This is a genomic window from Empedobacter sp. UBA7252, assembly GCF_002472765.1.
Classification (GTDB): domain Bacteria; phylum Bacteroidota; class Bacteroidia; order Flavobacteriales; family Weeksellaceae; genus Empedobacter; species Empedobacter falsenii_B.
In genome coordinates, this window is record NZ_DKSQ01000076.1 from 124,755 (window position 1) to 148,621 (window position 23,867).

At 32.0% G+C, this 23,867-nt stretch carries 24 protein-coding genes and 2 tRNA genes; 13 read left to right on the forward strand and 13 right to left on the reverse strand.

The genetic code is table 11. The annotated features are described in order from the left end of the window. Positions 1–23: 23 nt before the first annotated feature. On the reverse strand, positions 24–797 hold the full coding sequence (locus B2X73_RS11190) for a TrmH family RNA methyltransferase (protein WP_280035170.1): 774 nt from the start codon (positions 795–797) through the stop codon (positions 24–26). A 39-nt stretch (positions 798–836) separates the two neighbouring features. Next, positions 837–1,178 carry a DUF4377 domain-containing protein gene (locus B2X73_RS11195; RefSeq protein ID WP_219034657.1) on the reverse strand — a complete coding sequence of 114 codons (342 nt, stop codon included), beginning with the start codon at positions 1,176–1,178 and terminating at the stop codon, positions 837–839. Between the two features lie 153 nt (positions 1,179–1,331). Here B2X73_RS11195 and B2X73_RS11200 point away from each other — a divergent pair, with 153 nt between their 5' ends. From B2X73_RS11200 to B2X73_RS11210, 3 genes are all read left to right on the forward strand, one after another. Continuing rightward, on the forward strand, positions 1,332–2,624 hold the full coding sequence (locus B2X73_RS11200; protein WP_280035167.1) for a peptidase U32 family protein: 1,293 nt from the start codon (positions 1,332–1,334) through the stop codon (positions 2,622–2,624). A 14-nt stretch (positions 2,625–2,638) separates the two neighbouring features. Then, positions 2,639–2,869 (forward strand): ferredoxin, encoded by a 231-nt coding sequence (locus B2X73_RS11205; RefSeq protein WP_038336269.1) that lies wholly within the window; start codon positions 2,639–2,641, stop codon positions 2,867–2,869. A gap of 371 nt (positions 2,870–3,240) precedes the next feature. Then, positions 3,241–3,798, forward strand: coding sequence for a 5-formyltetrahydrofolate cyclo-ligase (locus tag B2X73_RS11210; protein ID WP_280049495.1), 558 nt, complete (start codon positions 3,241–3,243; stop codon positions 3,796–3,798). Here B2X73_RS11210 and B2X73_RS11215 read toward each other — a convergent pair. Continuing rightward, positions 3,738–4,367 (reverse strand): hypothetical protein, encoded by a 630-nt coding sequence (locus tag B2X73_RS11215; RefSeq protein ID WP_180905620.1) that lies wholly within the window; start codon positions 4,365–4,367, stop codon positions 3,738–3,740. The genes B2X73_RS11210 and B2X73_RS11215 overlap by 61 nt on opposite strands. Then, positions 4,351–5,433, reverse strand: coding sequence for a hypothetical protein (locus tag B2X73_RS11220; RefSeq protein ID WP_286495841.1), 1,083 nt, complete (start codon positions 5,431–5,433; stop codon positions 4,351–4,353). Before B2X73_RS11220 ends, B2X73_RS11215 begins: the two co-directional genes overlap by 17 nt. Before the next feature lie 306 nt (positions 5,434–5,739). On the opposite strand from B2X73_RS11220, the gene B2X73_RS11225 reads away from it, so the two are divergent. Then, a complete protein-coding gene (locus B2X73_RS11225) occupies positions 5,740–5,997 on the forward strand; it encodes a hypothetical protein (RefSeq protein ID WP_286495840.1) in 258 nt (85 codons plus the stop codon). Between the two features lie 30 nt (positions 5,998–6,027). Next, the gene (locus tag B2X73_RS11230) at positions 6,028–6,249 is read left to right on the forward strand and encodes a hypothetical protein (protein ID WP_125349179.1); all 222 of its coding nucleotides are present in this window, start codon (positions 6,028–6,030) and stop codon (positions 6,247–6,249) included. A gap of 62 nt (positions 6,250–6,311) precedes the next feature. Here B2X73_RS11230 and B2X73_RS11235 read toward each other — a convergent pair whose 3' ends face one another. Continuing rightward, positions 6,312–7,361, reverse strand: coding sequence for an NAD(P)-dependent alcohol dehydrogenase (locus B2X73_RS11235; RefSeq protein ID WP_291068816.1), 1,050 nt, complete (start codon positions 7,359–7,361; stop codon positions 6,312–6,314). 79 nt (positions 7,362–7,440) lie between these two features. Further along, entirely contained in the window at positions 7,441–9,555 is a 2,115-nt protein-coding gene (locus B2X73_RS11240) for a prolyl oligopeptidase family serine peptidase (RefSeq protein WP_286495839.1), read from the reverse strand. Positions 9,556–9,755: 200 nt separating this feature from the next. Here B2X73_RS11240 and B2X73_RS11245 point away from each other — a divergent pair, with 200 nt between their 5' ends. After that, a complete protein-coding gene (locus tag B2X73_RS11245) occupies positions 9,756–11,180 on the forward strand; it encodes an MATE family efflux transporter (protein WP_291096435.1) in 1,425 nt (474 codons plus the stop codon). Between the two features lie 35 nt (positions 11,181–11,215). On the opposite strand, the gene B2X73_RS11250 is transcribed toward B2X73_RS11245, so the two are convergent. Then, positions 11,216–12,541: a hydroxymethylglutaryl-CoA synthase family protein gene (locus B2X73_RS11250; protein ID WP_291053468.1), complete on the reverse strand. Its 1,326-nt coding sequence runs from the start codon at positions 12,539–12,541 to the stop codon at positions 11,216–11,218. Between the two features lie 175 nt (positions 12,542–12,716). Here B2X73_RS11250 and B2X73_RS11255 point away from each other — a divergent pair, with 175 nt between their 5' ends. Next, complete coding sequence (locus B2X73_RS11255) at positions 12,717–13,355, forward strand: HdeD family acid-resistance protein (protein WP_291053463.1); 639 nt, start codon at positions 12,717–12,719, stop codon at positions 13,353–13,355. Between the two features lie 42 nt (positions 13,356–13,397). On the opposite strand, the gene B2X73_RS11260 is transcribed toward B2X73_RS11255, so the two are convergent. Both B2X73_RS11260 and cls read right to left on the reverse strand, forming a co-directional pair. Next, positions 13,398–13,541 (reverse strand): hypothetical protein, encoded by a 144-nt coding sequence (locus tag B2X73_RS11260; protein ID WP_168801854.1) that lies wholly within the window; start codon positions 13,539–13,541, stop codon positions 13,398–13,400. Positions 13,542–13,575: 34 nt separating this feature from the next. Beyond that, on the reverse strand, positions 13,576–15,072 hold the full coding sequence (gene cls, locus B2X73_RS11265; protein WP_291096436.1) for a cardiolipin synthase: 1,497 nt from the start codon (positions 15,070–15,072) through the stop codon (positions 13,576–13,578). Positions 15,073–15,203: 131 nt separating this feature from the next. Between cls and B2X73_RS11270 the strand changes: the two genes are divergently transcribed. From B2X73_RS11270 to der, 4 genes are all read left to right on the forward strand, one after another. After that, positions 15,204–15,279: transfer RNA gene (locus tag B2X73_RS11270), tRNA-Phe, on the forward strand. Between the two features lie 112 nt (positions 15,280–15,391). Beyond that, positions 15,392–15,742 (forward strand): phosphomannose isomerase type II C-terminal cupin domain, encoded by a 351-nt coding sequence (locus B2X73_RS11275; protein WP_038336510.1) that lies wholly within the window; start codon positions 15,392–15,394, stop codon positions 15,740–15,742. A 35-nt stretch (positions 15,743–15,777) separates the two neighbouring features. After that, the gene (locus B2X73_RS11280) at positions 15,778–16,206 is read left to right on the forward strand and encodes an adenylyltransferase/cytidyltransferase family protein (protein ID WP_038336508.1); all 429 of its coding nucleotides are present in this window, start codon (positions 15,778–15,780) and stop codon (positions 16,204–16,206) included. A 103-nt stretch (positions 16,207–16,309) separates the two neighbouring features. Continuing rightward, positions 16,310–17,617: a ribosome biogenesis GTPase Der gene (gene der / locus B2X73_RS11285; protein WP_221854085.1), complete on the forward strand. Its 1,308-nt coding sequence runs from the start codon at positions 16,310–16,312 to the stop codon at positions 17,615–17,617. A gap of 108 nt (positions 17,618–17,725) precedes the next feature. On the opposite strand, the gene B2X73_RS11290 is transcribed toward der, so the two are convergent. Beyond that, positions 17,726–17,799 (reverse strand) — tRNA-Arg (locus B2X73_RS11290). Between the two features lie 190 nt (positions 17,800–17,989). Here B2X73_RS11290 and B2X73_RS11295 point away from each other — a divergent pair. Continuing rightward, on the forward strand, positions 17,990–19,057 hold the full coding sequence (locus B2X73_RS11295; RefSeq protein WP_291096438.1) for an ABC transporter substrate-binding protein: 1,068 nt from the start codon (positions 17,990–17,992) through the stop codon (positions 19,055–19,057). After that, a complete protein-coding gene (locus B2X73_RS11300; RefSeq protein WP_291096440.1) occupies positions 19,058–19,567 on the forward strand; it encodes a MepB family protein in 510 nt (169 codons plus the stop codon). 22 nt (positions 19,568–19,589) lie between these two features. On the opposite strand, the gene B2X73_RS11305 is transcribed toward B2X73_RS11300, so the two are convergent. The 3 genes from B2X73_RS11305 to B2X73_RS11315 form a co-directional block, all read right to left on the reverse strand. Beyond that, positions 19,590–21,095, reverse strand: coding sequence for an NAD(P)H-hydrate dehydratase (locus B2X73_RS11305; RefSeq protein ID WP_291096442.1), 1,506 nt, complete (start codon positions 21,093–21,095; stop codon positions 19,590–19,592). Between the two features lie 83 nt (positions 21,096–21,178). Next, complete coding sequence (locus tag B2X73_RS11310) at positions 21,179–22,198, reverse strand: phenylalanine--tRNA ligase subunit alpha (RefSeq protein ID WP_291096444.1); 1,020 nt, start codon at positions 22,196–22,198, stop codon at positions 21,179–21,181. Positions 22,199–22,346: 148 nt separating this feature from the next. Then, positions 22,347–23,483 (reverse strand): DegT/DnrJ/EryC1/StrS family aminotransferase, encoded by a 1,137-nt coding sequence (locus B2X73_RS11315; protein ID WP_291065060.1) that lies wholly within the window; start codon positions 23,481–23,483, stop codon positions 22,347–22,349. Between the last annotated feature and the right edge of the window lie 384 nt (positions 23,484–23,867).

The window sequence follows — 23,867 nt, forward strand, 5'->3', positions numbered from 1 at the left end:
CTTTTATTTTTTTAAGTTATCTCTTATTGTCTTTGTCTCACAGCTTCGTAAACACAAATCGCTGCTGCGTTACTCACATTTAGCGAATCTACAAAACCTAACATCGGAATTTTAATCAACAAATCTGAATGATCAGCCCAAAAGTCCGAAAGTCCTGTTGCTTCAGTTCCTAAAATAATCGCAGATGATTTTGTAAAATTAGCCTCGTATAAATTCTTTGTTTCATCTTTCAAAAATGTTGAAACAACTTGAATATTTTTCGACTTTAAGAAATCCAAAACATCCTCTTTACTTGCTGATGTAATTTGATTGGTAAACAATGTTCCAACCGAAGAACGAATCACATTCGGATTGAAAAAATCAACTGTTTCATCACAAACAATTACAGCATCTACTTTTGCTCCATCTCCAGTTCGTAAAACTGCACCAAGATTCCCTGGTTTTTCTACAGCTTCCAAAACAACAACCAACGCATTTTCTGGTAATTGTAAATCCGTTAATGTCGAAGATTTCGTTTTATAGGCACCGATAATTCCGCCTGTCGATTTTCTATACGCAAGCTTTTCAAAAACTTGTTTGGTAATTGTAAATACTTTTGCCTGTCCAAAATCAATTGATTTGTTATAAATATCTTCGCAAATATAAATTTCAACCGCTTCGTAACCACCTTTTACAGCTAATTCATTTTCTTGTGTTCCTTCCACAATAAATAAACCTTGATTTTTACGTTCTCTCGATTTTTCTTGCAATTTCAGCAAGTTTTTAATCCTTGGATTTTGAAGACTTTCTATTAACATTTTACAAAATTACTCGAAATTCTTTGAAGTAGATTCAAATTATTTCATTGTTGCTAATTTTTTACTTACAACTTTTACTAACTTATATTTTAATGAAGATGCATCTGCTGGTGGATTTTCAATTTCAGATTTTGAAACAATAATTTGATATTCATAACCTGGTTCATGCTTAAATCCTTCAATCTGATTATAAAAATATTGCCATTCAGCTGCATTTGCTTCTTTTACCATCATACATTGCATTTTTGCAACTCCTGCGGTACATTCTCTTGTTTCTGGAGCAACTGTTAACAATTCTTCTCCTTGTTTCAATTCTTTAGTTGAAGCACAAGAGGCAAATAAACCGATACTTAAAATACTTGATAAAATAATTTTTTTCATGGAATATCATTTATTGTTTGACAACAAATATTATGCTAAAAACTAACTTAAACTTCAAAGTAAATTCATTCTCAAAAATTTAACTTGATTATAAATAACTTAATCACTTGTATTTTTTGTTGTACCTTTGCACCTTAAAATCAGAATTTTCGTATGACCAAAGATGGAAAAATGGAGTTGATGGCTCCTGCTGGGAATTTCGAATCGTTACAAGCGGCTTTAGATAATGGAGCTGATTCTGTATATTTCGGAGTTGAGCAGTTGAATATGCGTGCGAGAGCATCAATAAACTTTACAATGGACGATTTACCAGAAATCGTAAGACGTTGTGAAGAAAAAGGTGTGCGTTCTTACCTTACTTTAAATACAATTATATACGATCACGATTTATCTTTAATCAAAAACTTATTGGACAGAGCAAAAGAAGCAAATATTACGGCTGTTATTGCGATGGATCAATCTGTTATTGCTTATGCAAGACAAATTGGGATTGAGATTCATATTTCGACACAAATTAACGTTACGAATATCGAAACAGTAAAATTCTATGCAATGTTTGCTGATACAATGGTATTGTCGCGTGAATTGAGTTTGAAACAAGTGAAAAAGATTTGTGAACAGATTATCAAAGATGATGTTCGTGGACCGAGTGGAAATTTAGTTGAAATCGAAATTTTCGGTCACGGAGCATTGTGTATGGCTGTTTCAGGTAAATGTTACTTGAGCTTACATTCGCACAATTCTTCTGCAAATCGTGGAGCTTGTAAACAAAACTGTCGTAAAAAATATACGGTAATCGACCAAGAATCTGGTTTCGAAATCGAATTAGATAACGAATACATGATGTCGCCAAAAGACCTTTGTACAATGGAATTTTTGGATGAAGTGGTTGATGCTGGTGTAAAAGTATTGAAAATTGAAGGTCGTGGACGTGCTCCAGAATACGTTGCAACTGTAATTCGTGCGTATAGAGAAGCGATTGATTCTATTGCGGATAAAACATATTCAAAAGAAAAAGTGGATTACTGGATGGGATTATTGCAAACTGTTTATAATCGTGGTTTTTGGTCTGGATATTATTTAGGTCAAAAATTAGGAGAATGGTCTGCTGTTCCAGGTTCTATGGCAACTCAGAAAAAAGTTTATATCGGAAAAGGAGTTCATTTCTTCCCAAAACCAAGTATTGGTCAATTTGTAATTGATGCCTATGATTTGAAAATTGGAGATTTAATTTTAGTTACAGGACCAACAACTGGAGCCAAAGAAATGGTGGTAACAGAAATGATGGTGGAAGATGTAAAATCTGATACAGCTAAAAAAGGTGATTCGATTACAATTCCGATGGAATTTAGAATTCGTCCATCTGATAAATTATACAAATTAGTAAAAGTAGAAGAGCCAGGAACGCAACAAAATAGTGTTGAAGAAGGCGCTTATTCTCATTAAAAAAATAGTTATCAATGGTCATTATTACGTTACAACGCGATAAATGCATCGGATGCAACTATTGTTATGAGTTAGCACCAGAACGATTCAGAATGTCAAAAAAAGATGGTAAATCTGTTTTATTAAAAGCAATTGATAAAAAAGGTTTCCACACGTTGAAAGACCCTGATCATTCTATCGCAGATAATTGCGAACGTGCTGCCAAAGCTTGCCCTGTAAATATAATTACAGTAAAAGAAATTTAGGTTAAAACATTAGCTATATAAAAGTCCATCAAAATTTTGATGGACTTTTTATTTTTTTAATTTTATTTAATTAATATACAAATTCATAAAAGATATTTACGGTTTCCCTTTTTTTTTATAAGCAACCTTTTATACATATTTGCATCTATATAGAAAACAAATAAACTATAAAATGTCTAAACCGAAAAGAATTCACAAAACTTACAAAAAGTCTTTATTCAGTAAAATGAAAGTAAAACCGGTAAACTTATTACTATTTATGGCAATCGCTTGTTTTATTTTTGTTTTAGTTTTTCTAAATTAATTGGAATTTATTACTCTCTACTTTTTTACTTTGATAATTTCTTAACTTCGTATCAAACTACGAAGAAATGACAAAATCTGAAGCTAGAAAATATTATCGAACGTTGAGAAAATCATTCACTAAAGAAGAAGTGAATAACTTGAGTGATCAAATTTTCGAACACATTAAACAATTAGATTTTTCTACAGATCAGACTTTTCATATTTTCTTACCTATCGAAAAAAATAACGAAATCAATACTTATCCAATCATAAATTGGCTATTTCAACAACAAAAAGAGGTGGTTTTGCCTTTGGTTATTGGCGATGATATGATTAATTGTAAAGTAGAAAAAGGTTTCGAAACGGTATTAAATTCACTTCAAATTCCAGAACCTATTCAGTATTCAGAAATTGATTCTAAAGCTATTGATGTTATTTTTATTCCAATGTTTGTTGCCGATAAAAAAGGAAATCGTGTAGGTTACGGAGGAGGATATTATGATAAGTTTTTGGCAAGATGTAGAGCTGATTCAAAAAAAATAGGTCTAACTTATTTTAGACCTATCGAATATATTGAAGACGCTTATTTCGGCGATTTTCCTCTTGATTTCTGTATTACTCCAGACGGAATTGAATCTTTCTGAATCGAGTCTTTTTTATCATTTAACGTTCTAAAATAGAATTTAAACTCTCGTTGAAATTTGATCGGCTCTTGTTTTAACACAAATACCCCAACATGATTATTGGTTTCGATTAACTTTTTATCCGAATTGAAATAATTAATTGTATACGCAATTCGCTTAATAGAGTCTGGTGTAATTGAATCTTTTGGTAAAATTGCAAATTTAGAAACGGAAGTAAATGTTACTTTTTTCGAACGAAGTTCTCTCAATAACGAAAATATTTCGGTCGTATCTTTTTTAGGAAAATAAGATAACAATTGATCTCTCAACAAACTATCAACAACCGTATCATTGGTATTAGATGCCAGCGCCGAAAGCTCGAAAAACTCGCGCAATTTTTGTTTTGCAATAAAATTTACAGCTTCTACCGAATCCATTTTATTACTTACTGTCGATGCTTCGTTTTTGTAACCTTTTATCGCTTCTGGGTTATAATCTCCTTTATATTTATCGTCTTTGCACGAAAATATCATCCAAACACTCATCAGCAATATCATGCTAAACTGAACTATTTTACTTATCGTTCTCATCTTGCTGGATTTTAAATTTTAATTTCACAATTTTTCCATTTTTCCTTTCCGATTCGATCAAAGAAAAATTCTTTAACGATGTCGTAGGCATTGTAACTAAATTGATATATTGTTGTTTCGAAAGAATCTCTACACCAAAAAAATCATTGTCATACACTTGATAAATCAACGCATCATCCGCAATCATTTGATTTAGCTTAGAAATTCGTTGTTTCAGATCTTTTGCTGAATTCGAATAATAATACAGCATAATTTTATAATCATCTGGCTCTAACAAAAGCTTTTCTGGCTGATTATATTGATGCAAATTAACCTTAAACGTATCTTGTTTATAATAAGGTGAACTCACAAACATCTTGATTGTATCTTTTTGCGATTCGAATTTGATACAACCTGTTTTCGTTGATAAATAAAGTGGCGTAAAACCATCTCTAATAATTGTAACCTCAACAGAATTGGTAATTGCAGCTTGTCTATCCGAATCTACAAAACAAAATTCATATTCTCGCTGACCAAAAATTGAATAATAAATAGTTGCTCCAATTCCGCTCAACAAAACAACTGCTGCTGCTATTATCGAAATCAATTTTAGCTTAGGTTTTGTTTTAGCAACTTTCTCTTTTACCGGAATTATTTCTTTTTCTGTTGATGGTTTAACTTCTGCTGGAATCTCTACTTCAGATTCTTCTGGAATTATATGTTCTGATGAAAAATTTTCGTTTTCTGTTGCTTCAATCGTCGATTCTTCAGTCTTATTTGGACCAAAATGTTCGATTTTCTGAACATTAAGAAAGTGTGCCCAATTTTTATATCCACAATATTGTGCCAAAAGATTGAGCATATCAATACGCGGAAGTTTCTTAAAATCTGACTTAAAATACGTATAAAACCATTTTTCACTAACAGTAGATCTGGTTTTATTGAATAAATCGTCTTGAAAAGATGTAATTTCTTGCCCCTTCCAATCGGAGATATTTTCGGATTGAGCAGAATTTTCTTCCAAAAATCGATTTGAAATCGTTTTTTTCAGAATTTCGAAAATTTCTATATCTGTAAATTTGCTCAAAAAAATAAAATTTATAAAGTTGGTTTTCAATATTTTGTAAAATAATTTCGATTTTACAAATTTTCTTTTAATACAACTACAAATAAAATAATTTTTTTGATATGTTGAGTTGTATTTCTTTATTAATGCTTTGTTAAATGATTTCTTTTGTTATAAAACATTTGTTGAATATTAGATGATTGGATTACAATCATCTTACAACTATTTTACTTCAAAAAACTTTGATGTCTGCTTAACTTTGGTTCAACAAAATGATTGAAAAAATCAAGAAAAAAAAATCAATTAAACATATCAAAAATTAAAGTTATGAAAAAATTAGCATTAAACGTAATCGTATTAGGAGTAATCGGAACTTCATTTGGTCTAACATCTTGTAATTTATTTGGATCGAAAGAAACAAAAACTGAAACAGAAGTAAAAAATGACACGATTACAACAATCGAAGATTCTGTAAAAATTGACTCTGTAGGAAAAGATTCTGTTGTTATCAAAGATTCGGCAGTTGTAAAAGAAACTCCTGTAAAAGTTGAAACAACTACGACTACAACAACAGAGAAAAAATAATTTGTAGAATAGATTAAACAAAAAAATCAAATGAAAAAATTAGCGTTATTCGCTTTCGCAGCGATTTCTTTCACAGCAATTTCTTGTAAACAAGAACCAACAAGTGTAGGAGAACCAACAACAGTTATTGAAGATTCTGTAAATGTTGAAAAAGCAGAAATTCCTTCGGCAGATTCTGTAGAAGGAGTTACGGTAGATTCTTCGAAAACTGTAAATCCAGCAGGAACAACAAAAGATTCTGTTGCGAAATAAAACTTAAAAACTCAAAAAAAAATCCGCTCGTTAAGCGGATTTTTTTGTTTCTATATCTAAGATTAAGATTCTTTCAATGATTTAATATCAATCACAAAACGGTACTTCACATCAGATTTCATCATTCGCTCGTAAGCTTCATTAATGTTTTGAATATCGATCATTTCGACATCAGACACAATATTATGTTCTCCACAAAAATCTAACATTTCTTGTGTTTCCTTGATTCCTCCAATTAAAGATCCTGCTAAATTACGACGTTTCATAATCAATAAACCTCCGTGAACAGCATCTAAAGGCTCGATAGCTCCAACCATACACATTGTTTTATCTAATTTTAATAATTGTAAATATGGATTAACATCGTGTTTTACAGGAATTGTATTCAATAAAAAATCAAATGAATTTGCATGCGCTTTCATTTGTGTTGCATCTTTCGAAATCAAAACCTCATCAGCTCCAAGTTTCTTTGCATCTTCACCTTTAGACTCAGATGTTGTAATCATTACAACATGTGCACCCATTGCTTTTGCAAATTTAACACCCATATGTCCCAAACCTCCAAGACCAATTATACCAACTTTATCGCCCGATTTTACATTCCAGTGACGCAAAGGCGACCACGTTGTAATTCCCGCACACAACAATGGCGCAGCAGCTTTTACATCGATATTTTCGGGTACATGAAGCACAAAATCTTCTTCTACCACGATGTTTTCTGAATAACCACCGTAAGTGATTCCACCATGTTTCGAGTTTTTAGAATTGTACGTTCCTGTAAAACCATTTTCACAATATTGCTCCAAACCTTCGTCGCAAGAATGACAATGTTGACAAGATTCTACCATACAACCTACTCCAACCAAATCTCCAACTTTAAACTTTGTTACTTCAGAACCAATTTCTTTTACTCGACCAATAATTTCGTGCCCTGGAACAACCGGATAATTTGGTTTTCCCCAATCGCCTTTCGCTGTATGAATATCGCTGTGACAAACTCCACAATACTCGATATCGATAAAAATATCTTTCGCATGTAAATGTCGACGTTCTATTGTGTGTGGCGCTAATGGATCAGTTTCATTAAACGCTGCGTATGTTTTTGTGTTCATTATTTTTAAAATTTTTAATCCTATAAAATTAAAAAATCTACCTGAATAATCAGATGGTTTTGAATGAATTAAATTATAATTATTTCAATTTTTTGATTCCCATGTTCCACAAAGTGAATGCATACTTATCAGCTGTTTCATTAATCACAACTTCTGTCGAACGACCTGCTCCGTGACCAGCTTTCGTTTCAATTCTGATTAAAACTGGATTATCACACGCTTGTTTCGCTTGTAAATTAGCCGCAAACTTGTACGAATGCGCAGGAACTACACGATCATCATGATCTCCTGTTGTGACTAATGTAGCAGGATAACATGTTCCTTCTTTTACATTGTGAACTGGTGAATAACCTTTCAGATACTCGAACATTTCTTTACTATCATCAGCTGTTCCATAATCATAGCCCCAGCCTGCACCAGCAGTAAATGTATGATAACGTAACATATCTAAAACACCAACCGCAGGCAATGCTACTTTTGCTATTTTTGGATTAATTGTTTCTGTTGCGCCAACTAATAAACCTCCGTTAGATCCTCCTGATAATGCAGTAAAATCTGGTGAAGTATAATTGTTTTTCTGTAAATATTCTGCAGCAGCAATGAAATCATTAAAAACATTCAATTTATTGAATTGACGCCCTCCATCGTGCCATTTTTTACCATATTCTCCACCTCCACGTAAGTTTGGAACAGCGTAAACTCCACCATTTTCAATCCAAGCAGCAGTTGCTGGACTAAATCCTGGCGTTAAACTAATATTGAATCCTCCATATCCATAAACAATTGTAGGATTTTTACCATTTTTCTTCAATCCTTTTTTATACGTAATAATCATCGGAACTTTTGTTCCATCTTTTGACGTATAAAAAACTTGTTCAGAAATGTAATCATCTGAATTAAATTTTACATTTGGTTTAATGTAAACATCCGAAGATCCCGTTTCTACATTGTATTTGTAGCTTGTAGATGGTGTGATATAATTTGAAAATCCGAAATAGATTTCTTTCTCTGATTTTTTTCCTCCAAATCCTGATGCAGAACCAACGCCTGGCAATGTAATTTGACGGACTTTTGATCCATCATATTTGTATTGCTCCACAACCGAAATTGCATCTTTTAAGTATTTAGCAAATAAATAACCTCCTCCTGTAGAAACAGATAATACATTTTCAGTTTCTGGAATAACTATTTTCCAAGCAGCTTCGCTCAAATCAGAAATAGTTGCTTTAACTACTTTATTGTTTGGTGCTTTGTTATTTGTAAAAATGTAGAAAGTCTCTCCATCGTTATCAATCACAGAAGTATTTGTATCAAAATTATTCACAATTGTTTTGATTGGGCTATTTGCTTGAGACAAATCTTGATAATACAACTCATTTCCAGTTGTTGTATTTGCAGCTGTAATAATTAAGAAACGCTCATCATCCGTCAAATAAGCACCAACATAACGGCGAGGTGTTTCTGCTCCTCCAAAAATCAATTGATCTTTTTTCTGAGCTGTTCCTAATTTGTGGTAATATAATTTGTGTTGATCTGTTTTCTCAGATAATTCAGATCCTTTTGGTTTATCATAAGACGAATAGTAGAAACCGTCGTTTCCTTTCCAAGCTGTTCCAGAGAATTTAACATCAATCAATGTTTCTCCAACTTGTGTTTTATCTTTTGCGTTAAGAACAATTACTTTTCTCCAATCTGATCCACCTTCTGAAATTGAATAGGCAACTAAGCTTCCATCTTTAGAAAAGCTAACATCAGCCAACGAAACAGAACCATCTTTCGAGAATTTATTCGGATCTAAAAAAACTTCTTCTGTTCCATTTTCACCTAATTTACGGTACAAAACTGAGTGTTGTTGTAAACCATCATTTTTGTAGTAATACGTATAATCTCCTTCTTTAAAAGGAGTCGAAATTTTCTCGTAATTCCAGATATCCGTCAACGATTTTTTCAATTGTGTACGTAATGGAATTTCATTCAAATAAGCATAAGTTGCTTTATTTTGTTCAATTACCCATTTCTTAGTATCTTCAGACAAATCATCTTCCAACCAACGATATGGATCTTGTACATTCTCTCCAAAATACGTATCAACATGATCAATTTTTTTTGAATCTGGATACTTTTTCTTATAACTCTGTGCATTCACTCCTACCATAAGGGCAACATTAAATAAAATAAAAGCAGTTTTTTTCATTTCTTCTTAGTATAGCTGTTTTGGTAAAGATAATAAAATCAAAAAGATAAATTGGTATTGAAAAAAATGATTTATTTTTGGGCAAAATCCTCTCAGATTTTAATTGAAATGAATACTTACAACTTCGCGGCAACTTAACGTTAAATTCATTTTGATTTAAAAATTTATCAAGTATTTTTAATTTTTTTAAAACCAAAAAAATGACTGTAGAAAAGTCTTTAACAGCCAAAATTGGGTCTATTTTTTCGTTAATTAAACAATCTTTTTCAAGCGAAAACTTAGATTTAACCGCGTTACCAATCAAAAAATCAGTATTTCTATTAACAATTCCGATGATGTTCGAAATGGTGATGGAATCTGTCTTTGCATTGGTCGATTTATATTTTGTAGGACATTTAAAAGAAAGCGCATTCGCCATACAAACCGTTGGTCTTACAGAATCCTTATTAACAATTGTTTATTCGATTTCAATCGGAATAAGTATGGCTGCAACTGCCATTATTGCACGAAGAATTGGTGAAAAGAAACCCGAAAAAGCTTCGGAAAGTGCTTCGCAAGCAATTTTATTATCGATAATCATTACAATTCTGTTGAGTATTTTCGGATTTATATTCGCCAAAGATTTATTGATTTGGATGGGATCATCTGAACAAGCCGCAGAATACGGGAAGAATTTTACTAAAATAATGATGGCAAGTTGTTTATCAATTGTGTTATTATTCTTGATTAACGGAATTTTTCGCGGAGCTGGAAATGCAGCAATTGCGATGAAAAGTTTGTGGTTAGCTAACGGAATAAATATTATTCTGTGTCCAATTCTTGTTCGCGGATGGTTCTTTTTTCCTGAAATGGGATTAGAAGGAGCAGCCTTAGCTACTGCAATTGGTAGAAGTGGTGGTGTGGTTTATCAATTGTATGGTTTAACGAAAAAAGATTCATTAATTCAAATCAAATGGAGTTATTTCGTTCCAAAATCTAAACTAATTATCAATATTGTAAAAATTGCAGTTCCTGCTATTGTACAATATATTATTGCAAGTTGTAGTTGGATTATTCTTGCGCGAATTGTTGCTCAATCTGGTGGAGAAATTGCGTCTTCTGGTTATCAAACAGCTTTACGACTGATGATGTTTTTTATGTTACCTGCTTGGGGATTGAGTAATGCTGCGGCAACTTTAGTTGGTCAAAACTTAGGAAATAAAGATCCCGAAAAAGCAGAAAAATCAGTCCTTATGACCATGAAATTTAATATCATCTACATGTTGATTGTAAGTGTTATATTCTATGGATTAAGTAATTATTTAGTTTCAATTTTTACAACAGAAGAACATATCAAAATTGTTGCAAAAGAAGGAATGTACATTTTGGCAACTGGTTTTTTATTATACGGAATTGGAATGGTAATGATGAATGCTTTTAACGGCGCGGGCGATACAATGACGCCAACGATTATCAATTTTGTTGGATTTTGGTTATTTCAAATTCCGTTAGCTTATGTACTTTCTTATCATTTCAATTTGAAAGAAGAAGGCGTTTTTATAGCAATTCCTGTTTCGGAAACGTTTATTGCAATTTTAGCATTTATTCTCTTTAAACGAGGGAAATGGAAGCAGAAAATAGTATAAAAAAAATCGCTCAAATGAGCGATTTTTTTATGTTTTTATCCTTTGTAAGTATAATATCTTGCACCTTTCAAATCTGGAATTTCAGTTTCAATGCGATCTAAAGCAAAACCTTTCGAATCATTAATAGATGTTTTCAGATTTTTATTGTGTAGATCTTGGTATTGTTCAAAAGAAATTGCTTCTCTTTTATTTAAATAAGTGAACAAATCCATTTTATTCATCACATTCTTCCAACCTTCACCAATTTGTCCTTGAAAAACTTTCGATTTAGATCCAGAACCATACGCAATAAAACCAACTGTTTTTCCATTTAATTCTTCATTGCTATCTGCGCTTACTTGTAGAGCCGATAAAAATGCTGTAAAAACTGAAGCTGTGTACATATTTCCGATCTCAGAAGAAGCACGTTGAGTTGGTTCTACTTTTTCTTTGATTAAGGCTTTATATTCATCCGATTTTGAAACAACTTTCAAGTTATCATTCGAATTATCTTGATCATTTTCTAATGCAAAAACATCCGAAAACATTCTTTTTCCTTGAAATGCATAAGGCAAGTGAAAAGCAATATATCGCCAATTTTCGTACAATTTACCTTCTATTTTAGCCTCATCTTTAAAGTTGAAATAAGCTTCTCTAACTCTTTTTTTATAACATTCGTTAGAATATTGCCCTTCAAAAACTGGTTCATCAGAAAAAATTTCGATTTCAGATTTTGTTGTTCCTAAAGCATTCAAAATCGCTTCATCAGAAGTTGATTGATGTGGTTTAAAGAAATCAAAAACAGATTCCATTCCAATTCCCCAATTGTTATCAAACGCAATCAAATCTGGTTGATTCGAGATTAACATCGCTACTGCACCTGCACCTTGCGTATATTCTCCCGTCGATTCTAATCCATATTTTGCATAATCCGCCGCAATTACAATCGCCTTTTTAGCTGGATTTACACGAACATAATCGATAGAATTGTGCATCGCATCTACTCCACCCACGCACGCAAACGTCATATCCACAACATCTGTATGTCTAAAAGGTCGTTCACCAAATTGTTTAGCCAAAACAGATTCCACTAACTGAACTGCATAAGTTGCGGTTGGTTTTGCTCCATCTAAAGCGCTTTCTGTTCCTAAATAAATTCGTCCGATTTCAGTTGGATTTATATCAAAATCTGTGATTAATTTCAACAAAGCATTCGCAGCGATAGTTGCTGTATCTTCATGAACATCTAAAACAGACATTTTCTTTAAACCCAAACCAATTTCAAGTTTATCAGGATCAATATTGCGTTGAATTGCTAAATCTTTTATTGGTAAATATATATGCGGAACGTAGATAGAAGCCGCCTCTATTCCATACTTCATTTTCGTTGATTTTTAAGCGAACTTCAAAGTTAAGGGTATTTTAATTTTATTCTGGCATGAAATAAATCCTGAATTTTAAGAAATCTAATTTCATTATAAATTACTCAAAAAAGAATGCTTTTAATTATAATATTTCTTAAATTTAAGAGCATAATTTAAAATATCAATTTTCAAAATGGCACGTACTTTTTACAAATCAATTAAAAACTCTATCAAATATTGGTGGATTTTATTAATCATAGGATTACTATTTGTTGGATTAGGAATTTATTGTTTTGCATTTCCTACTGCATCATATGTAGCACTTTCAGTCTTCTTTGCAGTTTCGTTTTTATTTTCAGGAATTTCAGAAATTATCTTTTCCATTTCGAACAAAGATGAAATTGATAGTTGGGGCTGGACATTGACATATGGAATTATTACAACTATTGTTGGATTTATGTTAGTTGTAAATCCAATTCTAAGTTTAGAAGTTTTTGCTTATTATGTTGGGTTCTTAGTGTTATTCCGCTCAATTTCTGGAATTAGTTATGCTTTCGACCTGAAAAATTATGGTGTAAGAGATTGGGGTGTTTCGTTATTTTTGGCAATTGTTGGATTAGTTATTTCGCTTATTTTATTATCATCTCCACAATTAGCAGGTTTAACAGCTGTTGCATGGCTAGGATTAGCAGTTATTTCTACCGGATTATTTGCGATTTTTATTTCATTACAATTGAAGAAAATTAAAGATATCCCGAATAATATTTCGGACGATTTGAGAAGTCGATATGAAGAAATTAGAAAAGAAATCGAAGATTTTAAAAATCAATAAAAAACAAAAACCTCTACTTTAATTGAAGTGGAGGTTTTTGTTTTATTTTCCTAAGATTCCTTCTAAAAATCCAGTTTTAAAAGATTCAATCATAACATCTGGTTGATCTATAAAATTTAGAAAACCATATGCAAGAACTGCACCTATAGCAATTTTTCCAATTGATAACAAAGATAGCTTTTTCATATTACCTTGATTTAAAATTAAATATAATAAATATTTACAATATCGGTGCTAATAATCTACAAATCGATGCAAACGCACGGTTATACCAAGGTCTATTTTCCCATTTTTCAAGAGTTAATAATTCTGAATCATCTTTATCTATATCAAATTGAGCACTCATTTGTTGTAATAACGTTGCATTTTCAATCACCGAAGTAATCTCGAAATTAATCATAAAACTACGATAATCTAAATTCACTGTTCCAATAAAAGCCAATTTATCATCGACCGTAATTGTTTTGGCATGAAGAAATCCTTTTTCGTATAAATAAACTTTTACACCCCGCTTCATCAAAGGTTTTAGGAATGATAATGACGCTTGTTGCACCACAATAGAATCGCCTTTTTTAGGGATAATCAACTCCACTTCTACTCCGCTCGAAACAGCAATCATCATCGCTGTCTTAAATTCGTCACTTGGTATAAAATATGGTGTACACAATTGCACTTTCTTTTTCGCTAAAGTAATTGCCAAAATCATCGCTTCCATTGCCGAATGTACATCACTACCAGGCGAAGAAAGTCCGAAACTAACAGTTGCAGCATCTTCAAAAATCTTACTTTGAGAATTGTAAAAATAATTTGAATCAGAAATATTATACTTTTTGCCTTCTGTCATCATCCAATTTAAGTAAAAATGCAATTGCAAGCTATTAATCGCCTCTCCTTCTATCATCACAGAAGTATCACGCCAATAAATCTTATTATTTGGACTTATTACACCATTTTGATTGATGTATTTATCACTAATGTTAATTCCTCCTAAAAATGCTTTTTTACCATCAACAATCAAAATTTTACGGTGATTACGGTAATTAGAATTCGCTAAAGAAGAAAATCGAACAGGTAAAAATGTTTGAAACTCCACACCTGTTCCATCAAATCTTGAGTGATGTTTATTCAGTTTTGATGATCCAAAATCATCCGCAGTTACACGAACTTCTACACCATTTTTAGCTTTTTCTAAAAGAATATCAATGATTTCATTTCCAATATGATCTTCATCAAAAATATAATATTCGAGATGAATATGATTTTTAGCTTCACGTAAAGCTTCCAAAAAAAGAGGAAATTTTTCTTCTCCATTTGTCAACAACTTTACTTTATTATTTGTTGCAGGATAAGCAACTCTTGCATTATTTAAATAACGATAAACCTGTGACAACGAACCAATTCTTGCATTTACTTTATCTAAATCATCGTGAACAAATTGATCCATTTCAGCCCATTTTTCATTGATGATTTTTTGATGATTCTTATCTATACGTTTAAAAAATTCATCTTTTTTAAATTTCTGTCCAAAGAAAAAATATAAGATTATTCCAATAAACGGTAGAAAAACAATCACTAATATCCATGCAATTGTTTTAGTAGGGTTTCGATTTTCGATCAAAATAGTAACAATCACCATTATATAAAGGACGGTAAGCGGAACCCAATACCATTCTTTGATAAAATTCCAGATGTGCAAAAGTGTGATTGACCATTCCATTTGTTACCAATTCGTAATTTTTATAAAAATAAATGAATAAAAATCAATTCCTTAAAAAATTAATAGAAAATATTTAAAAATAATTTTGGAAATATAAAATAAACCTTCTTATATTTGCAATCCAAAATGACGGTGCCTTAGCTCAGTTGGTAGAGCAAAGGACTGAAAATCCTTGTGTCCCTGGTTCGATTCCTGGAGGCACCACCACATTTATAAAACCTCAAGCATGTGTTTGAGGTTTTTTTTTTGAATGAACATAACAATTTATTCATCGAGTATTTTAGAGTTGTATCTAAATATTCCGTAAATTGCATAAAACATGGAAATAGGAAATAGACCTTGGGGTTCGTACTACGTATTAGAGGACACCGATATATATAAATTAAAAAGAATAGAAGTGAATGTTGGCGGGCGTTTGTCTTACCAATACCACAATCATCGTGCAGAAGTTTGGACAATTGTTCAAGGAACTGCAATGGTAACACTTGATGATAAAGAATATGAATACAAAGCAGGTGAAGTCGTTATTATTCCATTAAAAGCAAAACATCGTATTCAGAACATAGGTAATGAGACTCTAATTTTTATCGAAGTTCAACATGGTACGTATTTTGGTGAGGAAGACATCATTCGAATTGAAGATGATTACAACCGATCATCTGAAGATTAAGAAAAACTAACTATAAAAGACTAAACTGATTGACTATGAAAATCGGAATTACATTTAGTGCTTTTGATTTGCTTCATGCGGGACATATCAAAATGCTAGAAGACGCAAAACAACATTGCGATTATTTGATTGTAGGTTTACAAACAGATCCAACATTAGATCGACCAGAAAAAAACAAACCAACACAAACTGTTGTAGAACGCTACATTCAGTTAAAAGGTTGCAAATTTGTTGACGAAATTGTGCCTTATGCAACAGAACAGGATTTAGAAGATGTTTTGAGATCTTTCAAAATCGATGTGCGTATTTTAGGGATTGAATACCAAGACAAAAACTTTACAGGACGTAAATATTGTGAAGAAAAAGGAATCGAATTGTATTACAATTCAAGAGACCACCGTTTCTCAAGTTCCGGACTTAGAAAAGTGGTTGCTGAAAAAGAACTTCTTAAAGTTGTAAAATAAAAATGGAGTAAGGTTAGAGTTTATCTAACCTTTTTTATTTACAATACTTTCTCAATCAAAAAATTAATGTAAAAAATAATTCTAAAAATTATACCTTTGCAAAATGTCAAATATAGTTGCAATTGTAGGAAGACCAAACGTTGGTAAATCTACGTTCTTCAACAGAATGATCCAAAAAAGACAAGCTATCGTGGATGACACTTCTGGTGTTACACGTGACCGTCACTATGGAAAATCTGATTGGAATGGAAAAGAGTTTACCGTAATCGATACCGGAGGGTATGTCGTTGGTTCAGATGATACCTTTGAAGAAGAGATCCGCAAGCAAGTTGAATTGGCTATCGATGAAGCAAATGTAATTTTGTTCATGGTAGACAATCAAGTTGGTTTAACGGATATGGATAAGGAAGTTGGCAACCTTTTAAGACGCACTAAGAAGCCTACATTCTTAGTTGTGAATAAGGTCGATACCAACAAAAATTTAGAAGATTCTTATGAGTTTTATAACTTAGGATTCGAAAAAATGTACACTATCGCTGCAATGAGCGGAAGTGGAACAGGTGAATTATTAGATGATGTGGTAGATTGTTTTACAGAAGAACAACACATTGATCCATTCGAAGGTTTACCTAAAATTACAATCGTAGGTCGTCCAAATGCTGGAAAATCTACATTAATCAATGCATTATTAGGTGAAGAACGTAATATTGTAACCGATATCGCAGGAACAACACGTGATTCTATCGAAACGTTGTACAATAAATTTGGACACGAATTTGTTTTGGTAGACACTGCCGGAATGCGTAAAAAAGGAAAAGTAAGCGAAGATTTAGAATTCTATTCTGTCATGCGTTCGGTTCGTGCAATCGAAGAATGCGACGTTTGTGTCTTGGTAATTGATGCAGAACGTGGTATTGAAGCACAAGATTTGAATATTCTTTATTTAGCAGAACGTAACCGAAAAGGTGTGGTCATCTTAATCAACAAATGGGATTTATTGGAAAAAGAAACCAATACAATGAAAGAATACAAAGATGCTATTCTAAAACGTATTGCGCCTTTTACAGACGTTCCTGTGTTGTTTATCTCGGCTCTTACAAAACAACGTGTCTTGAAAGCTGTGGATACATTTATCGAAGTTTACGAGAACCGCAGTCGTCGTATCAAAACAAGTAAATTAAACGAAACCTTGTTACCGATTATCGAGATTACACCTCCACCTGCAGTAAAAGGAAAATACATCAAAATCAAATATGTAACGCAGTTACCTACAAAAACGCCTCAATTTGCGTTTTTCTGTAACTTGCCGCAATATATTAGAGATCCTTACAAACGATTTATCGAAAATCAATTGAGAAAGGAATTCAATTTTGAAGGAGTTCCTATTGAAGTTTACTTCAGAAAGAAATAATAAAAATCCAAAAAGTCCATTTACAATTTGTAGATGGACTTTTTTATTGATAACAATAGAATTTAACATTCATAAAAAAAGCTCAACGATTGCCGCTGAGCATTTTTGTGACCGAGACAGGATTCAAACCTGTAACCTCTTGAGCCGTAATCAAGTGCGCTATTCAGTTGCGCCACTCGGCCGTTTGAAATAATTGAAAGTATTTTCCTTTATTTTCGAATGCAAATATACAGCACTTTCATCGTAAAAACCTAATCTTTTTAAGAAAAATTCTAAACATTAATTTAATTTACAACGAATCAATTGCTTACAAAAATATTTTTTTATGATTTCATCCTATTTCTTAACTTGCCTGCTCTAAATTCAATCCAAATGATAAAAAAATTTATTCTAACCTCATTCGTTCTTCTTGCCATTAGTAGTTGTAAACAGTCGAAAGAAGCTGTTAAAACTGAACAAGAAAATACAACTTTTCAGTTTGCAAAAAATATTTCTATCGAAGAAAACAACGAAACAATCACGATAAAATCTTCTGGAAATACAATTTCATTTGATAAAAAAGACTTGCCTATCAAAACTGTGATGGTTGAAACTTCATCTGCCGTGACGTTTTTAGATCAATTAGAAAGTCTTGACTTAATCAAAGGAGTTTGCGATGCAGATTTTATTTACAATCCTAAAATAGCAGAAGGAATCGCAAATAAATCAATCTTGAAAGTTGGAAATTCAAACGAACTATTCACAGAAATTATCTTAAAAAATAAACCTCAATTGATTATTGCAAGTTCTAATCCTGTTTTAGCAAAATTTCATCAACAATTGGAACAAAATGGAATAAAAGTATTGTATTTAGATGAATACAAAGAGCAAAACCCATTGGGACAAGTTGAATATCTGAAGGTTTTCGGAAAATTATTCGGAAAAGATACAGAAGCTGAAAAGCGTGTAGAGACGGTTAAAAATAATTACGACTCCATCAAAAATATCATTCAAACCAAAGCCAAAGGCAACATTTCAACAATTGTGAATACAATGTATGGCGATATTTGGTACGTTCCGACAAATGATTTGTTGCAAGCAAAATTAATAGACGATGCGAAAGGAAATTATATTTTCAAGAATAAAATAGGTGAAAATAGTTTGAGCTTAACATTTGAAGAAGTTTATACAGCTGGAAAATCTGCAAATTATTGGATCAATGTAACAAACGTAAATACGTTGGCAGAAATGAAAGCTTCTTATCCAAATTATGCGTGGTTTGATGCGTTTAAGAAAGGAAATGTTTACGCTTACAACAAACGAATGAATGCAAAAGGTTCGAATGATTATTTTGAACAAGGAATCCTTCGTCCAGATATTATTTTGAATGATTTAGGAAAAATTTTCTATCCAAATTTATTTCCAACGTATGAGTTGTACTTTTATCAACAATTGAAATAAATGACTGAAATTATTCAAAAATTCGAAGATTTTGTTCTAAAATCTTCGAATTTATCCATTTCAACTCTTCAAAAAGATGCAGAATGTGACGAATATATAGGTTATAATTTCAATGTTAATGAGTTTTCTATAAAATTTAGAAAATCGAAAATTACGCCTAAAAAAGTTGGTCAATTTGTAACATTATGGAAACGAAATACAGCTAAACAAACCGAACCTTTCGACGAAAATGATGGTTTTGATTATTACATTATTGCTGCAGAAGATGATTCTAAACTAGGTTTTTATATTTTTCCGAAATCAATTTTAATTGAAAAGAATATTTTGAGCTCAATTAAAAAAGAAGGAAAACGAGGTTTTAGAGTTTATCCGAATTGGGTAAAACCTGAAAATAAACAAGCGGAGAAAACTCAAAATTGGCAACAAGATTATTTTGTAGAAGTCAACAATCAACAGATTGACAAAACCAAGTTAGAAAAGATATTCAACAAAAAACGGAATTCAAATTGAGTTCCGTTTTTTTGTTATTTTTTCAAAAATTCGAATCCAAATAAAAATAAGCTTCACTGATAAAATCACTAATATTTGACGCAATTAAACTATGTGGATGAATTTTATTTACAGCCAAATCTCCAGCCAATCCATGTAAATAAACACCTAAAATTGAAGCTTCTGATGAATGATAACCTTGTCCAATTAGCGACGCAATAATTCCACTCAACGTATCTCCAGATCCAGCAGTTGCCATTCCCCAATTTCCTGTCGAATTGAAATAAATTTTACCTTCGGATGTAATAACTGCAGTATAAAAACCTTTTATAATAAATGTCAATTGATGAAAAACAGCAAGTTTTTTAACTTTTTCTAATTTCTCAAAATCATTTTCCCATTCTCCAATTAAACGTTGTAATTCTTTTGGATGCGGTGTTAAAACTGAATCTTGTGGAATCAACGTAAAACAATCTTTCTGATTAGCTAAACAATTTAATGCATCAGCATCAATCACCAAAGGTTGTTGTTGATGCTTAATCCAATTGATAAAATTTGCTTCTGTAGTTGGGTGTTGTCCCATTCCCATTCCAACAGCAACTCCTTGATAAACTTTTATCTCAGGAAAATGTTCAATTTGTTTTTCTGAATCATCAGTCAAACTCATTGATTCTATCAAATTTGTTTGCAAAATATTTAATCCACATTGAGGAGTATAAGTCGTTACCAAACCACTACCCGTCTTCAAGGCTGCTTTTGCACTTAAAATAATTGAACCTATTTTTCCTAAACTTCCACCAATTATCAACGTATGACCAAATGTACCTTTGTGCGAAAATTGACTTGGTTTCTTTAGAAATTTCTGAACATCATTTTTCTGTATAAAATAATAATTTGTCTCAAATTCATTATTCACATTTTGTTCTAATCCAATATCTAACAAAATAAATTCATCGGTGTAAATCTGATTTTCAGGAAATAATAAACCTAATTTAGGAACCTGAAAAGTATATGTTTTATTTGATTTACAACACGGAAAATATTTTTGCATAGGAGAATCAGCAATAAAACCAGAAGGCAAATCTATCGAGATAATTTGCGTCGGATTTGACTCTGCTATTTGATTGAAGATTGAATTCCAATCATCATGCAAAGGTTGATTAATTCCAATTCCGAAAATAGCATCGATAATAACTGAATTTTCAGGAAGTTGTAACTCTTCATTCAAATTAAAAAAATGTAAATCATTAGAACTCAAAAGTTGTTGATTCTTTAAATTATCTTCGCTATAATTCTCTGATTTCAATATATAAATCAATGTTTTATAGCCTAATTTTTTCAATTCTCTTGCAACTCCCAATCCATCTCCTCCATTATTTCCTTTTCCGCAAAAAATAATAATTGGTAATTCTTTAGATGGAATATCATTCACTATATTTTCAGTCAATTTCAATACAGCTCGCTCCATCAAATCCCAAGAGGATATATTTTGATGTTTGATCGTTAATTGATCCCATTCTTTTATCTGTTTTGAATTGAGTATTTTCATGAATAACATTTGTTTACATAAAGGTAGTAAATAAAAAAAGGAACTCAAATTGAGTTCCTTTTTTTATTTATATTCTATTCATCTTAAAATAATTCTGATTGGAATTGCTCTAAGAAACGTTTATCATTTTCTGTATACAAACGGATATCCCCAATTTGATACAACAACAACGCAATACGCTCAATTCCCATACCGAATGCATAACCCGAATATTTTTCAGGATCGATATCTACATTGCGCAAAACATTAGGATCTACCATTCCACATCCCATAATTTCTAACCAACCTGTACCCTTTGTCATACGATAATCGGTTTCAGTTTCTAATCCCCAATACACGTCAACCTCCGCAGAAGGCTCTGTAAATGGGAAATATGAAGGACGTAAACGAATTTCAGATTTACCAAATAACTCAGTTGTAAAATAACTTAACGTTTGTTTCAAATCTGCAAACGAAACACCTTCGTCAATGTATAAACCTTCAATTTGGTGGAACATCATATGCGAACGAGACGAAATAGCTTCGTTACGGTAAACACGACCTGGCGCTAAGAAACGCATGGGCGGTTGATTGTTCTCCATATGACGAATCTGCGTAGACGATGTATGCGTACGCAACACGATATCTGGATCAGTTTCGATGAAAAATGTATCTTGCATATCTCTCGCCGGGTGATGCGCTGGCAAATTTAACGCTGTAAAATTGTGCCAATCATCTTCGATTTCTGGCCCTTCAGAAACGCTAAATCCAATGCGATTAAAAATCTCGATAATACGATTTTTTGTAATGTTAATTGGATGACGAGATCCCAATGTAAAAGGCTCTCCAGGACGCGTCAAATCTATAGAAGAATCAGTTTTTCCTTCGTTTGAGATTTCATTTTTAAGAACAGTTGATTTTTCAGTTGCCAATGTTTTTAATTCATTTACAACTTGACCAAATTCCTTTTTTTGTTCATTCGGAACAGATTTGAACTGTGTAAACAAGTCTGTTAAAATTCCTTTTTTTCCTAAAAATTTAATTCTGAATTCTTCAATTTCAGCAGCATTTGTTGAATGGAAGTTTTTTACTTCTTCAATATATTGTTTGATTTGGTCAATCATAATTTCTGATCAATTTGATTACAAATTTAACCGATAATCAACTTATAACAAATTATTCGAGTACTTTTATTAAAAACGTCTAATTCTTATAAATAAAAATCCTCCTAAGAAACTTAGGAGGATTTGATTGATATTATATTTTTGAAAATTATTTCCCAAATACTTCTTTTACTTTAGCTGTAATTCGTTCGCGTTCTGCATCTGTTAAATTAGAACCAGAAGGTAAACATAAACCATTTTCAAATAATTCTTCTGCTACCGTTCCTCCATAATAAGGTGCATCAGCAAAGACAGGTTGCATATGCATTGGTTTCCATAATGGACGAGATTCGATATTATCTTCTAAGAAAGCTAAACGTAAATCTTCGCGTGTTTTCCCTGCTACTTTTGGATCTATTAAAATCGCAGATAACCAATGATTAGAGAAATAATCAGAACTTGGTTCTGTAAATACCGTTACGCCATCAATATCCGCAAATAAATCTTGGTAGAATTTATTCATTGCGCGACGAGCTTCCACTCTACTTGGTAGAACTTCCATTTGTCCACGACCGATACCCGCAGTAATATTACTCATACGGTAATTGTACCCAATATGTGAGTGTTGATAATGAGGTGCATTATCGCGTGCTTGTGTCGCTAAAAAGACTGCTTTATCTTTATCTTCTTGTGTTTGACAAACTAATGCTCCACCACCAGAAGTTGTAATAATTTTATTTCCATTAAACGATAACGCTCCGAAACGTCCAAAAGTTCCACAAGCTTTACCTTTGAACGTAGAACCCAATGCTTCTGCTGCATCTTCAATCACAGGAATATTATATTTTTCAGCTATAGCATGTACTTCATCAACCTTATAAGGCATTCCGTACAAATGAACAGCTAATATCGCCTTTGGTTTTTTTCCTTTTGCTATACGATCTGTAATCGCTTCCTCTAATGCAATTGGACAAAGGTTCCATGTATCTTTTTCAGAATCTACAAAAACAGGTGTAGCACCTTGATAAGCAATTGGATTTGCTGTTGCTGAGAATGTCATCGATTGACAGATTACCTCATCACCATGTGAAACCCCACATTCTATTAATGCTAAATGAATTGCCGCTGTTCCTGCAGATAATGCTGCAACTTTTACATCTGCATTTAAGAAATTTTCTAAATCTGCTTCAAAACCATTTACGTTAGGTCCTAGTGGTGCAACCCAATTTGCATCGAATGCTTCGTGAATGTATTTTAATTCATTTCCCCCCATGTGAGGAGATGATAACCATATTTTTTCAGCCATTTTTTATAGTTGTTTTTGTTGTACAAATTTAGAATAAAACTATGATTTTTGCTACATTAGTTTATCATAAAACTTCATAAAATAAAAATTCTTATTAATACTCTCTCAAGCATTTTCTTAATGTAAGAGATTTAATGCCTATTTCTATATCCTTTTTTCTAATTCAAATACTCTTTTCAAAAAGAAATTTTGTCATTTTGATGTATCGAGAAATCTTAACCTTAATTTGAATCTTAACATCATTTACACACTCCCCTAACCCCTCTCAAGAGGGAAATTTATTTCATATTTAATAAAAAAATCCTCCTAAGAAAACTTAAGAGGATTTGATTGATATTATATTTTTAAAAATTATTTTCCAAATACTTCTTTTACTTTAGCTGT

Excerpts from the sequence above, each read along its gene's own strand:
- B2X73_RS11190 (WP_280035170.1), bottom strand. The coding sequence starts at position 797 with ATGTTAATAGAAAGTCTTCAAAATCCAAGGATTAAAAACTTGCTGAAA.
- B2X73_RS11195 (WP_219034657.1), bottom strand. The coding sequence starts at position 1,178 with ATGAAAAAAATTATTTTATCAAGTATTTTAAGTATCGGTTTATTTGCC.
- B2X73_RS11200 (WP_280035167.1), top strand. The coding sequence starts at position 1,332 with ATGACCAAAGATGGAAAAATGGAGTTGATGGCTCCTGCTGGGAATTTC.
- B2X73_RS11205 (WP_038336269.1), top strand. The coding sequence starts at position 2,639 with ATGGTCATTATTACGTTACAACGCGATAAATGCATCGGATGCAACTAT.
- B2X73_RS11210 (WP_280049495.1), top strand. The coding sequence starts at position 3,241 with ATGACAAAATCTGAAGCTAGAAAATATTATCGAACGTTGAGAAAATCA.
- B2X73_RS11215 (WP_180905620.1), bottom strand. The coding sequence starts at position 4,367 with ATGAGAACGATAAGTAAAATAGTTCAGTTTAGCATGATATTGCTGATG.
- B2X73_RS11225 (WP_286495840.1), top strand. The coding sequence starts at position 5,740 with ATGAAAAAATTAGCATTAAACGTAATCGTATTAGGAGTAATCGGAACT.
- B2X73_RS11230 (WP_125349179.1), top strand. The coding sequence starts at position 6,028 with ATGAAAAAATTAGCGTTATTCGCTTTCGCAGCGATTTCTTTCACAGCA.
- B2X73_RS11235 (WP_291068816.1), bottom strand. The coding sequence starts at position 7,361 with ATGAACACAAAAACATACGCAGCGTTTAATGAAACTGATCCATTAGCG.
- B2X73_RS11240 (WP_286495839.1), bottom strand. The coding sequence starts at position 9,555 with ATGAAAAAAACTGCTTTTATTTTATTTAATGTTGCCCTTATGGTAGGA.
- B2X73_RS11245 (WP_291096435.1), top strand. The coding sequence starts at position 9,756 with ATGACTGTAGAAAAGTCTTTAACAGCCAAAATTGGGTCTATTTTTTCG.
- B2X73_RS11250 (WP_291053468.1), bottom strand. The coding sequence starts at position 12,541 with ATGAAGTATGGAATAGAGGCGGCTTCTATCTACGTTCCGCATATATAT.
- B2X73_RS11255 (WP_291053463.1), top strand. The coding sequence starts at position 12,717 with ATGGCACGTACTTTTTACAAATCAATTAAAAACTCTATCAAATATTGG.
- B2X73_RS11260 (WP_168801854.1), bottom strand. The coding sequence starts at position 13,541 with ATGAAAAAGCTATCTTTGTTATCAATTGGAAAAATTGCTATAGGTGCA.
- cls (WP_291096436.1), bottom strand. The coding sequence starts at position 15,072 with ATGGAATGGTCAATCACACTTTTGCACATCTGGAATTTTATCAAAGAA.
- B2X73_RS11275 (WP_038336510.1), top strand. The coding sequence starts at position 15,392 with ATGGAAATAGGAAATAGACCTTGGGGTTCGTACTACGTATTAGAGGAC.
- B2X73_RS11280 (WP_038336508.1), top strand. The coding sequence starts at position 15,778 with ATGAAAATCGGAATTACATTTAGTGCTTTTGATTTGCTTCATGCGGGA.
- der (WP_221854085.1), top strand. The coding sequence starts at position 16,310 with ATGTCAAATATAGTTGCAATTGTAGGAAGACCAAACGTTGGTAAATCT.
- B2X73_RS11295 (WP_291096438.1), top strand. The coding sequence starts at position 17,990 with ATGATAAAAAAATTTATTCTAACCTCATTCGTTCTTCTTGCCATTAGT.
- B2X73_RS11300 (WP_291096440.1), top strand. The coding sequence starts at position 19,058 with ATGACTGAAATTATTCAAAAATTCGAAGATTTTGTTCTAAAATCTTCG.
- B2X73_RS11305 (WP_291096442.1), bottom strand. The coding sequence starts at position 21,095 with ATGAAAATACTCAATTCAAAACAGATAAAAGAATGGGATCAATTAACG.
- B2X73_RS11310 (WP_291096444.1), bottom strand. The coding sequence starts at position 22,198 with ATGATTGACCAAATCAAACAATATATTGAAGAAGTAAAAAACTTCCAT.
- B2X73_RS11315 (WP_291065060.1), bottom strand. The coding sequence starts at position 23,483 with ATGGCTGAAAAAATATGGTTATCATCTCCTCACATGGGGGGAAATGAA.